At 42.6% G+C, this 15514-nt stretch carries 13 protein-coding genes; 6 read left to right on the plus strand and 7 right to left on the minus strand.

What is annotated here, in order from left to right; all coding sequences use genetic code 11:
- The first annotated feature begins 249 nt into the window (after window positions 1–249).
- From T472_RS19915 to T472_RS10660, 6 genes are all read left to right on the plus strand, one after another.
- Window positions 250–426, plus strand: a complete 177-nt coding sequence (locus T472_RS19915) for a hypothetical protein (RefSeq protein WP_023387348.1) — start codon at window positions 250–252, stop codon at window positions 424–426.
- Window positions 410–739, plus strand: a complete 330-nt coding sequence (locus T472_RS10645; RefSeq protein WP_023387347.1) for a hypothetical protein — start codon at window positions 410–412, stop codon at window positions 737–739. Before T472_RS19915 ends, T472_RS10645 begins: the two co-directional genes overlap by 17 nt.
- Complete coding sequence (locus T472_RS10650; RefSeq protein ID WP_023387346.1) at window positions 736–1872, plus strand: DUF2800 domain-containing protein; 1137 nt, start codon at window positions 736–738, stop codon at window positions 1870–1872. The genes T472_RS10645 and T472_RS10650 overlap by 4 nt, the downstream gene beginning before the upstream one ends.
- A gap of 2 nt (window positions 1873–1874) precedes the next feature.
- Window positions 1875–2438, plus strand: a complete 564-nt coding sequence (locus T472_RS10655; protein ID WP_023387345.1) for a DUF2815 family protein — start codon at window positions 1875–1877, stop codon at window positions 2436–2438.
- 70 nt (window positions 2439–2508) lie between these two features.
- Window positions 2509–2658, plus strand: coding sequence for a hypothetical protein (locus T472_RS19770; protein ID WP_023387344.1), 150 nt, complete (start codon window positions 2509–2511; stop codon window positions 2656–2658).
- Between the two features lie 64 nt (window positions 2659–2722).
- Window positions 2723–4705, plus strand: coding sequence for a DNA polymerase (locus T472_RS10660; protein ID WP_369323073.1), 1983 nt, complete (start codon window positions 2723–2725; stop codon window positions 4703–4705).
- A 310-nt stretch (window positions 4706–5015) separates the two neighbouring features.
- On the opposite strand, the gene T472_RS10665 is transcribed toward T472_RS10660, so the two are convergent.
- Genes T472_RS10665 through T472_RS10695 form a run of 7 tightly spaced genes read right to left on the minus strand, consistent with a single transcriptional unit; the run spans window position 5016 to window position 15390 of the window.
- Window positions 5016–8258, minus strand: coding sequence for an Eco57I restriction-modification methylase domain-containing protein (locus T472_RS10665; protein ID WP_023387342.1), 3243 nt, complete (start codon window positions 8256–8258; stop codon window positions 5016–5018).
- Window positions 8259–8279: 21 nt separating this feature from the next.
- Complete coding sequence (locus tag T472_RS10670; protein ID WP_023387341.1) at window positions 8280–10259, minus strand: N-6 DNA methylase; 1980 nt, start codon at window positions 10257–10259, stop codon at window positions 8280–8282.
- Entirely contained in the window at window positions 10256–12064 is a 1809-nt protein-coding gene (locus T472_RS10675) for a DNA methyltransferase (protein ID WP_023387340.1), read from the minus strand. Before T472_RS10675 ends, T472_RS10670 begins: the two co-directional genes overlap by 4 nt.
- A gap of 41 nt (window positions 12065–12105) precedes the next feature.
- Window positions 12106–12321, minus strand: coding sequence for a helix-turn-helix domain-containing protein (locus T472_RS10680; RefSeq protein ID WP_023387339.1), 216 nt, complete (start codon window positions 12319–12321; stop codon window positions 12106–12108).
- Window positions 12322–12355: 34 nt separating this feature from the next.
- The gene (locus tag T472_RS10685) at window positions 12356–13996 is read right to left on the minus strand and encodes a DUF2326 domain-containing protein (RefSeq protein ID WP_023387338.1); all 1641 of its coding nucleotides are present in this window, start codon (window positions 13994–13996) and stop codon (window positions 12356–12358) included.
- Window positions 13986–14213 (minus strand): ABC-three component system middle component 7, encoded by a 228-nt coding sequence (locus T472_RS10690; protein WP_023387337.1) that lies wholly within the window; start codon window positions 14211–14213, stop codon window positions 13986–13988. The genes T472_RS10685 and T472_RS10690 overlap by 11 nt, the downstream gene beginning before the upstream one ends.
- Window positions 14197–15390, minus strand: coding sequence for an ABC-three component system protein (locus tag T472_RS10695; RefSeq protein WP_023387336.1), 1194 nt, complete (start codon window positions 15388–15390; stop codon window positions 14197–14199). Before T472_RS10695 ends, T472_RS10690 begins: the two co-directional genes overlap by 17 nt.
- Window positions 15391–15514 lie beyond the last annotated feature (124 nt).

Genomic DNA, 15514 nt, shown 5'->3' on the forward strand with positions numbered 1-15514 from the left:
CCAGGACAGAAACCGCCACTTTGAACGAACTTTTTGATAATTAATTTTCCTTCCTTATATAAGCGACAGCAGACCTAAAAAATCTGCTGTTTTTTCGTTCATTTCCGCTTTAAGTGTCCTGGGACTAGTGAAGGACATGAAAAATGTGTGGCCTGAAAAAAATCACAAAAGATTTTCGTTCAAACCACACAAAACTGTCCTGGGACTATTAGAGAGGGAGCAAATCCACTCGGAAAGGGAGGTAACATTATGCAGACACAGACACATGCAGAAGCTTCGAAAGAACAGCAGCTTGATGAAGAGCTTGCTGACACTCTCACAGCTATAAGCGTTGTATCCAAAAGACTGGCTCAGAAAATCAAAGCCTTGTCTGCAAAGGAACAAGAAAAGAAGGAAGGAGGAACTCCAAATGAGCAAGATGAGTGAACTAAGTCAGGTTCTTTCTGAACTGAAGGACTGCGGCAAAACTCTTATTAACATTGCTGACTCACTTACTGAGATTTTCTCAAGCACAAACGACGAGACCGACGATGTAGCTGAAGCAACTGCGCTACCGACAGAAGCACCAGAACCAGAGTTTTCATTTCTGGACGTTCGTAAGAAGTTTGCAGATATGTCTAGAGCCGGCCATACAGAAGCTCTTAAGGAACTTCTGAAAAAATACGGTGCAGATAAGCTCTCCAGTATTGACCCGTCACAGTATGCCGCATTACTCGCGGATGCGGAGGCAATCCAATGAGTATAAAACATGCATTGCTTTCTGCCTCATCTGCACACAGGTGGATTGCTTGTCCGCCATCAGCCCTGCTTAGTAAGAAGTTTGAGGATGTGTCCAGCAGTTTTGCACAGGAAGGCACCGATGCCCACGCCCTAGCACAATACAAGCTTGAAAAGCTCCTGGGGATTAACACAAAGGACCCGACTGAGTCGTTAAGCTTCTACGACGAGGAAATGAACAACCACGCGGAAGACTATGCAGCCTTTGTACTTGAGCAGGTTGAAAAAGCAAAAGAAACCTGCGCTGATCCTCAAGTACTAATTGAACAGAAGCTCGATTTCTCAAAATACGTCCCGGAAGGCTTCGGTACTGTTGATTGTTTGATCATTGCAGACGGCACACTTACCGTAATTGACTATAAATACGGACTTGGAATCAAGGTATCAGCGGAAAGAAATCAACAAATGTTCTGCTATGCACTTGGAGGATTAGCTCTTTTCGATGGCATTTACGACATTGAAAATGTCCACCTGGTCATCTATCAGCCACGTAGAGAAAATATTAGCGAATTCACCATCTCTAAGATTGAACTCATCCAGTGGGCTGAGGAAGTCTTGGCTCCTATAGCACAGCTTGCTATCAAAGGCGAGGGCGAATACAAAGCTGGCGAGCACTGCCAGTTCTGCAAAGCCAAAGCGACCTGCAGGAAGCGTGCTGAATACAATCTGGAGCTCGCAAAGTACGACTTTGAGGTACCTGCCACTCTCGATAATGAAGAGATAGCATCCATCCTTACAAAGTTAGATGAGCTGGTTTCCTGGGCCAGCGATGTCAAGGAATATGCTCTGAAGGAAGCTTTGAACGGTACTAAGTTTGAAGGTTTTAAATTAGTCGCCGGGCGTTCCAATAGGAAATACACCGACGAATCCGCTGTAGCTAATGTCGTTATTGCAGCTGGTAAAGACCCCTTCGAGAAGAAGCTACTCGGCATAACTGCTATGACAGCACTTCTCGGCAAGAAGGCGTTTGAAGATATCCTCGGTAGCCTAACCTTTAAGCCGCCTGGAAAGCCGGTCCTTGTTACCGCTGATGACAAGAGGCCCGAATTCAACTCAGCATATGAAGATTTTAATGAAAATCAAGGAGGAAATTAATCATGACAAAAGCAGTTAATCCATTGAAAGTAGTTACTGGACCTGATACTCGTTGGAGCTATGTGAATGCATGGGAGCCCAAATCCATTAATGGTGGCACCCCTAAGTACAGTGTCTCGCTCATTATCCCTAAGTCCGACACAAAGACCATCGATAAGATTAAAGCCGCAATTGAAGCAGCTTATCACGAAGGCGAAAGCAAGCTTAAAGGCAATGGTCGTACTGTACCGCCGCTTGCAACCCTTAAGACCCCTCTTCGCGACGGTGATATGGAACGTCCAGATGATCCGGTTTATGCAAACGCCTACTTTATGAATGCCAACAACAGTTCTGCTCCTGGCATCGTTGATGCAGATCGTCAGCCTATCATCGAACGTTCTGAGATTTATTCCGGCGTTTATGGCCGCGCTAGTGTTAACTTCTACGCCTTCAACACCAACGGCAATAAAGGTATTGCTTGTTCTCTCAACAACCTCCAAAAAATCCGCGATGGTGAGCATCTTGGCGGTAAGTCTAACGCTGAAGATGACTTCGCTACTGAGGAAGATGATGACTTCCTTTCGTAATCGGTAACTGGTAATCCGGGTGGTAGGCAATCCTACCACCCAAGACAATCAAAGAAATGAGGTAAATCAAATGGAAACTATTCTTGTTATTGAACTGATTACTTTGTACGGCATATTTATTGTCGGAGCCCTGTTCTGGGTCGTGAATGAAATCATGGGCACCATTAAAAAGCACAAAAAGGAAAAAGTGAAAAACTTTGATCCACTCAATAAGTTTTAATCGCTTGGGCGGTGGCACTCCTGCTGCCGCCCTTTTCTTTTGAAAGGAAGATGTTATGGAAGATATAAAATCACTATCACTTGACCTGGAAACCTACTCAGACTTAGACCTTAGTAAATGCGGCGTCTATCGTTATACGGAATCTCCCGGTTTTGAAATACTCCTGTTTGGGTACGCGATTAATGGCGGCGAGGTACAAGTTATTGACCTAGCCTTAGGTGAGAAAATCCCAGAAGAAATATTAGATGCATTAACCGATGATAACATCACTAAGTGGGCCTTTAACGCTTCCTTCGAGCGTATATGTTTATCATACTGGCTTCGTAAACATTATCCAGATAAGTTTAGAAGTTACTGCACTCCTGAAGACACTGTCGGCGGTTACCTGAATCCGTCTTCTTGGCGCTGCACCATGATATGGTCAGCTTATATGGGCTTACCGCTGTCACTTGAAGGTGCAGGTGCCGTTCTTAAGCTCGGTGAACAGAAGCTAAAAGAAGGCAAAGACCTCATTCGCTACTTCTGTCTACCATGCAGACCTACCGTAGTTAATGGTGGACGCACTCGCAACTTGCCTGAACATGATATGGTAAAATGGTCATTATTTAAGAGCTACAATATACGAGATGTTGAAGTGGAACAAGCAATCAAGAAGCGCCTAGAAAGCTATCCCGTACCTGAATTTGTATGGGATGAATACCATTTGGATCAAGAGATTAATGATAGAGGCATACTGCTTGATCTTGATGTTGTTAAAAATGCCATCATCTTCGATGAAAAATCCAAAGAAGAACTCACTGCTGCAATGAAGGAGCTTACCAACCTTGATAACCCAAACAGCGTTGTGCAGGTAAAACAGTGGCTTTCTGATAGCGGAACAGAAACCGAGTCCCTTGGCAAAAAGAATGTCGCGGCCCTTATAAAGACGGTGCCGGAGGATCAACGTGATGTACTACTACTTCGCCAGCAGCTTGCAAAAAGCAGCGTTAAAAAATATCAAGCCATGCAAAACACCGTCTGCTTAGATGGTAGAGCTAGAGGTATGTTCCAATATTATGGCGCTTCACGCTCGGGCCGCTGGGCAGGCAGGCATATACAATTGCAAAACCTCCCTCAGAACCATATCCCTGATTTGGAAGATGCACGATCTCTTGTAAAACTCGGAGATTATGATGCAGTGAAACTTCTTTATGAAGATGTGCCGGATACACTATCTCAGCTTATCCGAACCGCTTTTATTCCAAAGCCAGGATACAAATTTATCGTCAGCGATTTCAGCGCCATCGAAGCTAGGGTTCTGTCCTTCTTAGCTGGGGAACAATGGCGATTAGATGTATTTGAAAAGAGTGGTGATATCTACTGCGCTTCCGCTTCAGCTATGTTCCATGTACCGGTTGAGAAGCATGGTGTAAATAGCCATCTTCGCCAAAAAGGTAAAATCGCAGAATTGGCACTTGGATACGGCGGCAGTGTCGGAGCACTTAAGGCTATGGGGGCGTTAGAAATGGGCCTAACCGAAGATGAGCTACAGCCGCTGGTTGATTCTTGGAGAGCTTCAAACCCTAACATTACAAAGCTGTGGTGGGATGTTGACAGAACTGTTAAAGAGGCAGTTCGCTTCAGAACCCATACCAAAACGCACGGTATTAAGTTCTTCTACGAGAAAGGTATGCTTTTCATTGAACTACCTTCCGGTAGGACGCTTTCCTATGTAAAGCCTAAGATCGAACAGAACAAATTTGGTAGTGAGTCTGTCACCTACGAAGGCACCGGAATCACAAAAAAATGGGAACGAATAGAAAGTTACGGTCCGAAGTTTACAGAGAATATTGTTCAGGCAATCAGCCGGGATATCCTGGCCTACGCCATGAAAACACTCCACCACTGCTTTATCTGTGGCCACGTGCATGATGAAATAATTATTGAATGCAGCAAGGATGTTTCGCTTGAAGTCATTTGCAATCAGATGGGAAGAACACCACCCTGGATAAGAGGTTTAGCCCTTAGAGCCGATGGCTTTGAGACTGCGTTTTATAAGAAAGACTAAAAAAGGCCTCCGAATGTAATGTAACATATTCGGAGGCTATCATCTATTCTATGTTCGTACCCGTCTTTAATCAAATGGCTTCCTGCGGCCATAGGATAACTGCGGAGCAATTTTTTTGTTTATAGATTATGACATGCAGATCGCTGTCTTACCCTTCTTTCGGTCCACAACCGAGGAATAATTAAAAGGCATAGCCAAAATTAAAATATTTATTATTAACATCCCCATCGAAGCTACTGTCTGACACAAACAGGATGTTAACTATAATAATTTACCAACCCAAATGCCTGACGATCTCAATTATTAACCATCAAATATTATAGACCTCACGGCATGCATCTTCATAGTCTCTACTCTCGGGCAATTCATGAATGAACATACGGAACTTGCGTCTTCTCACTGCAAGGGTGCTGCTCGATGGAGAACAATACCCAATGACTTCTGAACCTGGCAAAGCAGCCGCAATACTGTTTATCAAAGCTTGCGTTCTTTCAACTACAAGCATGTGAGCAACATTTTCAGGATCAAATGGTGGCGTAACAGCATACGGTAGCTTATGTACATGACGTCTGCCCATAGCTCCTTCTGGTTGAAAATCAGCTATAATGGTATCCAACGCCATGCTGTTGAGCATCCCTGTTATATAGAGCGCTTCCTCTTCTGAGTCAGCGATATACCAATAGATAGTTTGGTCAATAATAGTTTTCGCTTTGTTGATCATCCCAAACGGTACATAAGATGCGCAAGTGTATCCGCCACCGGCACCCACCATCACGAGATGTTTTTCATCGTCAATCACCTCGAATACTTGTGGGTTTAGCTTGTTCCGATAATTAATCCGATCAAAATACTGATGTGCAGATTCGCCGGACTCAGCAAAAATACTATGGAACGCAGTTGATGCACCTGACCCATATTGTACCAAGTCGGCCTCGTCTACCACCATCCAACATCCATCTTCTTTTCTCATAGGCAAAAGAGCCTTTGCCGGATCGCAGGCATAAAACGGCAGGATGTGGTTTGACATATAGCAGTCGTAGATAAACTGATCGTCCACATTAAGTACATTCAGCGAAAAATCTTTGTAGCGCTTTGCGTCACTAACGAGATAGGAGAGTTCATCATTCTGACGCGGGACAGGTCGAACCGACCATCGCCCGTTGGGTTGCCGCATAGCATTATGAAACACCAGCGTCCTTGGCATGATGTCAGCACCTTGTAAAAACGGAATTCGTTCTAAGACACCTTCAGTGATATCATGCGCATTCGGATTAGATGACCAAGCTGAACGCCTCCCTTGACGTAGCAATCGGAATTCACATGGTTCGTCTGGTAAATTACTATGCACATGCCTTCCGGCAATAGGGTTTGGGTTTGCGCTGTTCAGCTTCTGCCCAAAAACTACAATTGCTTTATTCTTGAATGTATCAGTAGGAACATCCCAAATCTCATTAACCCGCAGATGAACTTGCCAATCAGAATGGAGAAACTGCTGATTTCTGAACGGCTCGTGATGATATCCATTCAACAGTGTATCTGGCATAATTATGCTGCACAAGGCGTTTTCCTGCAGATACTTATCTATTGAATTCAGGAAAAAGACCGTCGCGAGCTCAACGTGAAGATGCGAACTACCAGCTGGTTTGATCCCGTACCGTTCCGCTCTTGAAACTAAAACTGTTTTGTATGGATTGTCAGCGAGTTTGCTCATGGCCATCCAAGGCGGATTGGATATAACAGCATTGAACTGTCCTCTAACCAGACCAGGGCGATAGCTATTACCAAGAAGGAAAGGCCATATGCCATTGCGACCTTCTCGTTGAAGCCTTTCCAGTGTAGGAATCAAGGCATAACAACTCGTTATAATGGCTTCTTGTTGCTCTTCTTCAATAAGAACGCCCGGATCACGAATTAACGTTGCCACAAGTGCCTCGGCTTGGGGACGAGTATAGTCTTCTGTGGTATTGCGAGCCCTGGCTTTCGCGGTTTCATAGCACGTATGGATTAAAGAATCGAACAGTCTTCTATACGTTGGAGTTATTAGGAATCCGGGTAAATTAACCTGTTCGCCATCGAAAACCATACGCAGGTCTTGTTCCTCATAATTGCCTTCAATTAAAGTAGTAATAGGAGCAGCCGTGAATAGAGAGTCAGCGTGGTATATAGGTATTACCAAGTCCTCTGCCGCATGCGGTACAAATGATCGCATGGCCATAGCCCAGTTAAGTTTTGACAATAAAACAGCCAATGGGTCAATATCAAATCCAACTACACTGTTTGTAAGTTGACGCAGCAAATCTGCCGGGCATCTATCAGGAATGATATGGTATCGGGCAATCGTCTGATTGATTGTCTCAACGACAAAAACACCCGAGCCGCAGCACATATCCACAAAGTTAGGGAAGTCTGACTGAGGAAGCAACTCGATAATATGAGATACCATTTTCTCAGCCAACCACTGTGGAGTATATTCTTGCCCCAAGAGTAAACGACGATCCCTATCTGCCAATTGTGCGACTAGAGGCCCGAACAAATCTTCCGTTGCTATAAAGCTGTAGTCATATGCTGCCAAATCATTTTGCATCTGCCTTGCAATCGTTATAATCTGATCAATGTGCGGGGCTTCGTTCAACCACCCGAAATAGTCATATTCAACCAGATTCACAAACCCCATAGCCCTAAACCATTGACCATTCAGGATGGTCCGTAGATTATCTCCTTCGTCTCGTACAACCGATCCGTTCAAGATATTGGCGCATAGTAACTTAGCGAGCGTGATCATATACAATTCGTTTGCATAGATATTCCGGTTAAACGGCTGCCTTCCGTTGTTCTCAAGGTGGCTGACAAAGTTCTGCCAAAGAGACGCAATCATGTTGCCATATTGCGGTCTTCTGGTAAACGCATCATCTACAACATTCCGGAACTCATTAATGTTTTGAGCACAGAACACACTCTCAAACCCCATATCCATCGCTAATGCCAACGCACTAAGATGACGTGACCCTTCACGTCCAAGATATCGGTTAATAAACAGGCCAAACCGTGTTAGATTGTCGTCCGTATGATCTTCAAGGTTTACCGCGTCAATTTCATGAAGTGTAATGTTATCCGGGCCATACTCCATATCTGGCAACGGTAGCCGTGTGATTTCGACGCGGAAAGCAAACCAATGGACTGTATCTGATAATACACCAATGATATTGTCGCAGGCAATGCCATGATTCAGCAAGGCTGAGCAATACTCTTCAACTTGATGGTATCCTTCAGCGTAGATTGTTCTGACTGTCAGATTTCTCTCATATTCAATTGCCGTCATTCCAACAAGCGAATCTATAAATCCATACCTTCTCAAACCCGCTGCATCTATGTAGTGTACATTAGCTTCTGCACCTGTGCTATGCTCCCGAATCCACCATGGGTTTTCGGGAAACATCTGCGGAAAATTGGCAGAAAGAAGATGACGAAGCACATCTTCCATCACCCCTGCGCGCATCTGAGCGGTAGCTTCTGTAGCAAAAGCTCTGGCGGCAGGCAAATTAATCTGAACCATAACTCTTTCCTCCTTAATCCATTAACGTTGCCGTGCATTAACCTTTGACTGCAGATAGACTCGTAAGGCGACACACTTTTCATGGGAATTTGAACTGCCTAATAATGAACTTAATATTGCGTAATCAATTTCGGATATAATATTGCTACTCTCAGGAGTGTTACCTGCGGAAAGGCGTTTCCCAAGAAGAGATAATGACGTAATCAACTCATCTGTCGGAAGAGGCAACAGTAGCTTTCGGATGTGTGACGCTTCCACCTTCAGTGCACCTCCACCCATTACTGTGGAGATTGTTTCCAAATAACTTTGAGTCCAGGTTGAATTCAGGAGCGCAAACATCGCATATACTTGTTGCTTACCTCCTTTTACAATCCAAAGCGTCGAAAAGTTTGCATCTACAACGATGCCCTCATCAGCAATCAAACAGCATCTGGCATTTTTATGGTTCACACGTGAGATGCAAAGTTGTGGTGTATGCCTATTAGTAAGAACAGGAAGCATAAACCAATGACGGCGCACTATACCTCCTTGGGCCTCATTATTTCGTATATTCGGCTTTACAGCACTTAATTCATGAAAGTATTTAAGTTGTCCATTACTCTCGATAGGGGTATTCTCAGCAATGGCAATATGCTCAGCTAAAGGTGCATCTGCATCATCCTGGATATGGCCATTAGCGTTATAAATATCCTCCTGGATATAAAGCAACCTATGAGGAAGCATCGATTTTGAAATCACTAATCCATCCCGAGCATCACTCTGATAACGAAAAGCAGGCAGCAAGTACTTCTGTGCAACTGGAATGATTCTTTCTTTAAAAACCTTATCTGCAACAAGATAATCAACAGACCCTTCACTCCGTGAAAGCTCTGTGTAAAAGAACTTATTTGCACCTGTTCTTAAACCCTGTCCTACCTGAAAACCCCAAGTTGCAAGTTCTGTTAGGTGGGTCGGAGGGATGTCGCCCCCGATTACCTCTTGCAGTTCCTTGGGAATGGATGCCTTCATCACATTTTTTGTTTTGGGCTCCAGTTTTTTTAGCAATTTCTCATAAACTTGCGAAGTAGACATTTCCGACAGGAAGGTACTGAGGTGAATCTGCCTGATTTCAAAGTCTTCTCCGGATACATCACAATTGGAATTTAGAAGGTTATCGAGCGCTGCGTATCCTTCTTTCCCGTTAATCGTTAACTTCTGAACCAGGCTATCCTCGCCGATCAATCCAGCACCGAGCCTGATATGCTTATATACTGAATCCCCTATTTCATTAAGGCTCTCTCGGTAATGCACTCGTTTTGCGACAAGAAGATTCGTTTTAACCAGTGCATCTGAAAACCACACCGAATTCAAATCTTCAACAATATACTCAATATCAAAGAACTTCAATAACATATATTTAATGGATAATGCATAATCACGGCTGATCCAAGACTCTGGCACGACCATGGCAATCCGGCCGTCTGCTTGGGTCAATGCTGCGCAAAGAATCCACGCGGGAACTGCAAGATCGGACAATCCAGAATAGTTTTGAATGATTTGCTGAAAACATGCCTTTTCATCGTCATCAAGATGGCTTATCCCATCAATCAGCTCGCTGAGGCTCCGGCGCGTTTCTTTTGCGCTTTTCAGACGGATGCCATCGCTTTCAAATCTACCCATGGACTGATAACGAACATATGGTGGGTTAGTGATTACTAAATCCCAAGCCATACGTCTTAAGGCTAAGTAAGGTTCGGGTGAAAAAGCATCTCCAATGTAAACATTGCCCGGAGCAATTCTTTTCTTGCACAGACTTCCGGCATCAGGATCGATCTCAATTCCGCTTATCTTCTCAGCCGGTACCCCTGATTGAATAGCTGCCGTAAGCATATCTCCAACCCCTGCCATCGGGTCAATGACAAACTCTTCACCTGTCAATGAACAGAGATTGGCCAGCAGGTTTGCTACCTTGTTGCCTGAAAAGTACTGTCCAAGACGTTTCCTCGTTATAGCATCCGTCATTTAACCGCCTCCGTTTTACGCGCTATATAGTCATAGGCGGTTTTCGCATCAAATTCTACTGCTATGCCAAGCTTTAGACATTTCCCTATATATTTTGCATAAATCTGCCGCTCATTCTTTGTGGTGTCTGAATCATCATTTTCAATGACTTCATCAAGTATTGCTTGTGAATGCAAAGTCGAATGTATGCCTTTACCCTTTGATAAAAGAATTAACGGGTCACCTTGTACAGAGCCCTCTGAAACAACTTGTTTGAAACTTGCCTGACTTTTATCCAGTGAAGTCGTGGCTGTAACGGAGAAGCCAGCGTCTGAATAAGCTGAGCATAGTGCGTTCCAGACTACCGCCTTCGACGAATGGAACACTACCGTCGCAAATGCATCGTCTTTCAGAACCCTCTTCATTTCACCAAAAACCTCAGTCATCATCTTCTGATAGCAAGGTACATCTTTTTTCTGGGACTGACTTATGATAATCTCATCTGCACGGTTGGTTGGCTCTCCAATCCAAAGCTCGTTAATTTGATTCACTTCAGCGTATGGGATAAAGTCACCGAATGGTGGATCCGTAAACACATAGTCTATGGATTCATCTGGCTGGGTTAGCTGCTGACTGCTTTTGTTGATCACATCAATATGTCCAGAACAGCGATTCAAATAAGTGAAGGCATCTTCAAAAGATTTAAGCTTACGCCTGACACCCATGAGAATGTTCTTTTCAACTGGTAAACTACTAATATAAAGAACCCCGCTTTGTGCACTGGTCAACACAAAGTCCTTAGAATTCTTCTTAACAACAACCCGCGTCATTAAGGTTGCATGTGAGGCATTGTAACTCAGAAGAATCAATCTAATTGCGTCGCGCACCTTAGGTTCAAACATCTCTGCCCTTTTCCATAGCAAATACATGACAAGAAAGTTCCGCTTGGTGTAGAAATGATGTAAGTGTGAGATACCTGTGTGATAGCCAGAGCGGTATAGCTCTCCCCACATGATCTTCTGAGCTTCATATTGATTTGGGTATTCCAAAGCCTCTGTGGCTTTGAATTGTTCAATATCAGTTTCGTCGGCCTCCCGTACCCACTTATTTCGACCCGTCTGCCCGTAGACTCTAACCGGCACACGCTTTCTTCGTGTAATCAACATTTCAAGTAAATTGTCGTATATTTCTTCTGCGACATATGAAAAATCGGAAGCTTTACCTTTATGCCCACAGTGAGGGCATATTCCATCACCGTCTATTCTAAGTGGGTCATATCGTACCATTCCTGCATAGTATGTAAACTCCTTACCGCAGTGAGTACACAGAACTATATCCGAATAAATTATATGGCGAATTACGCCCATATTTCCTTCTGCATCCTTAGTCTTATAATTCGGTAATTCATCTTCCATTGTATCCAACAACTTTTTAACAGCCTTAGTAAACAATTTCTGTTCAGGTGGGTTTGCCATTACCTGCGAGGCAAATGCTCCGTATTTTCCGATCTCATAGACAATAGCATTCCTTGCGCCCCATTCAGGCTGAAGATTAAATTTTTTTGCCATTGCCTTCATGGGTTCAGTTGGATGCTCACACATAAGAGCTGCTATTCCAGTAGAACCACTACCTCCAAACACATCCAGAACCGTATCACCAGGCTTTGTATGTGTAGCTATATAGATAGCTATAGATTCTGGAGAAATTTTTGTCGGGTATGCAAATGTATTATAAAAAAGTCCCCCCCTTGTTGACGGTAAATCCATGTTATAGAGCTTTACCCAAGGTTGCTCTTCCGCTATAAAAAACGTGTCAAGTTTATTCATTTTTAATCACCAATCCATCGGCTTATGCCGTTATATTTAACTTACTTCTCTTCATCATCTGAAACAATCTCCATAATGTCACCGACATCGCACTTTAGAGCAGTACAAATTTTGAGTAAAATTTCTGTGTTTACATTGCCATCATTCCCAAGTTTGGCAATTGATGTCGCACTAACTCCACTCATTTCGCAAAGAGTCTTTTTATTAATCCCTTTATCAATCAAAAGTTTCCACAGCTTCTTATAACTGAATTTCATGTGTCGCCTCCATTTGCTTTCAACATTAATCAGTCTAGACTTCATTCCAGGTCCTACCGAATAGGGCTCCCTCGCCAGCTGTCAATTGCAAAATTTTTGTATCATTCATAATTTTTTGAGCTTCCGCTGTATAAGACCCTTCTTTGTCTAATGCAATGAATGCTTGCTTTGGAGTTCTTGAATATAGCTGTAAAATCTTTTCAATTGCATCGTCCTCTATGTGTTTAAGCATAACCGAGTCATGGACCAATAAAGGAAGGGGTGTCAAGTTGAGCATTGCCAAATCGAATACAACTAATCCCTTGTATTGTGAGCCAGTACCGCCATCTCTCGGAGTAAAGAAATTATAATGGGACGCATCACTTATGGTAAGCGATGGCGCAGTCTTTCTTCCGTTATAAATTTCGTGATTAATTTTGAACATTTCGCTATTGATGGCTTGCTGCATTCTTGCAATCTGTTCTCTAACCAAATTATTCAGAGTCTCTTCATAGGCTTTAGCTGTATCAGATAATTCTTTCGTTTTTTCAAAATTTTCATTAGCAGCACGTAGTGTTTTCAATTCCTTATCAATAGCCGCATAATGTTCAAGAACGGCAACAGTCAAATTAGTTGAAGCTCCAACTTCCAAAATACTACTCTCAATTGACTTCATTTCAGGCTCAATAAGCATAAGTGTAGCCTGTAAATTTTCCTCCATTTCAGAAAACTCATCTTTCAATATTCCAGCAAGTTGCTTATGAAAACCTTCTATAGATTCGATACGTTGCAAATTGGCTTCCGGGAAGAAACGTTGCAAATCTTCAAAATTTCGTTTGAAGCTCTTTTTACCGAGCTCTTTATCTGCGCGGATTGCACGAAGCTGAGATACTATTTTAGCGCGCTGTCTCTTAAAATTAGAGAGGTTACTATGCAACATTGATAGACGTTCAGCTTGCATGGAATCTAAGTCAAGAAGCCCATTAGAGCTTCTATGAGCTAGTTCTTCAGCCTGAGAAGCAAGTTCACTTATTCGTTCTTCATTTCTATCGTATTCCGATTTTTTTGTTACAAAAGGAATGTATTGGTATTTTTGTGCTTTCTTAAAGACGTCGTGTTTTTCCTTAGCCTCTTTAGTAATTTTTGATTGCTCAGCAATTCCAGAATACAAGTCAACAATTTTTAGTAATCCCTCTATTGCATACTTTGCTGTTTCTTGCTTTGCCTGATGAAGGGGATGTTCTTCATCAAGTGTCTCTCGTTTGTATACGCGGATAAATCTTCCCACAGCATTTCTAAGTGATAGCCCAGGTAGATCAAGTCCATAATTTTGCTGCAAGAACTCCATATAATCATTAAGTGGCATACTGCCGTTCGGTAATGGCCTATAATCAGAATCGCAACCTATCACAATGTTATAGTCACCAGTTGAACGTGCAAAGTAGTACATTTCTTCTTTAAATCGAAATGCAAAATTTATCGTGTGCACACCAACTTCAGTCTGAACATCTGTTAGTTTATCTACATAATCGCTTCCACCAAAAATAAAATCTAGCACCATAAGAAACGTTGATTTTCCTATGGAGTTTGAACCGGATTCACTTCCGAGAACTGTGTTTAACCCCGCCCTAAGTCGAATGCGTCCACGGGGTTTGCTATGATCTTTAAATTCTGAACACATGATTTCAACCAACATAATGCAACGCACTCCCTTCTCGATTGAGCTCTATTTTCCCAAGGGCATAGAGGCAATCTAATATTTCTAAAAATTCGCCAACGTCACTGACTTTTGATTTTACTTTTTTATATAAATCAGCAGGTTTCATATCCTGTTGTTCTAAATGAACCAGCAATACAGGAAATTTTGCCAGAATACTCGCTTGATAAGGTATTACTTTATTCGGAAATTTCACGGAACACCTCACAATTCTGAATGAAATAAGCAACAACAATATGACATGCTCGAAGGAACTTGCTGCCAACTTGTGACTTGTTTCTTATCCATTCCGCTAACTGATCTACAATTTCTTCCTGAGTTAATCGACCGTTATCCAACTTTTTATATGCAGTGTTGACTTCGGACGCAATAAGGTCAAAATCCCCAGTACCGTCACGATCCATAGAAGAAAATAAGTCATTAATGTAGTTGTAATATTTTAGAACGCGAGTTATCTCATCATTTTTAAGCATATGATTTTCAGGCTTAATTTTCTGGTCAATCCTCAGAGCATCCATTGAAAGTTCCACAAGCTCCGACTCATCAAAATCGCTCATTAAACCATCCAAGACCGTCTGAATATCATCTTCCAACGTCATGTCATTGACATCAACACGTAAAGAATAGTTTGCAACCATTTGGTCTTTGATTGCTTTTAACTTTTGATATTCTTCCTTTGTAGGCTCAACTAGGTATTCCTCTGCATGTTTTTCACATAGTATTATTTTATTTCCTTGTGAATCAATACGCCTTGGTACTGCAATATTATTGAATTCATCTTCAAGCCCTGTTATGTCTTCAGGATATACGTTTACGATCCTGTACTTCTTCATTACAGTGTTCTTCACTTGTTTCACGAGTGAGGTATGGCATATAGGGCATTCATAGCCAGCCTCAGCAAGTAATGGTATGTCATCACCATCAACAGGAACGGCTATTTGTTTGTTGGGTCTGCTAATAGCATATAAAAAAGACATCGCAAGGAATTTATTTATTTCTCCTGCTCTGCATAAAGCCTCAAGAGATTGTTTTTTGCTGGCTGCAACCGATTTGTCGTTTTCCAATAGCTTTATCAAATCCTCACAAGCATCGTCAATAGTATGAACATTTAACTTAGAGTCAACTTCATCTTCAAAGTACTTTATAGCCGTAGCTATGACATCCCGTCTAGCTGCGGCTGTTTTTATTGCCTCGTGAACATCAGCGTTACGCTTGACCAAATTTGTCACCATCTTGCCATCAACGTCAACAAGGACACAACTCTGCTGCGCAACCGAATTCAAAAGCAGTCTACCGGCTGCTTCCTGTTTATTGTCTTCGGCAAGGCCACGCTGCATTGTCTTTATGTAAGCGGAAATATTGAATTCGCTCATTTGTATCCTCCTTCCCGTATGTTGGAAAAATCATGGCAATTTCATAGCAATCTGGCGGCAATTACTTTTCGAGGCTAACAAACTACAATTATTTATGTAAGAGGGGCCCGCAAATAGCGCACAA

This window comes from Youngiibacter fragilis 232.1, assembly GCF_000495435.3.
Lineage (GTDB): Bacteria > Bacillota > Clostridia > Clostridiales > Clostridiaceae > Youngiibacter > Youngiibacter fragilis.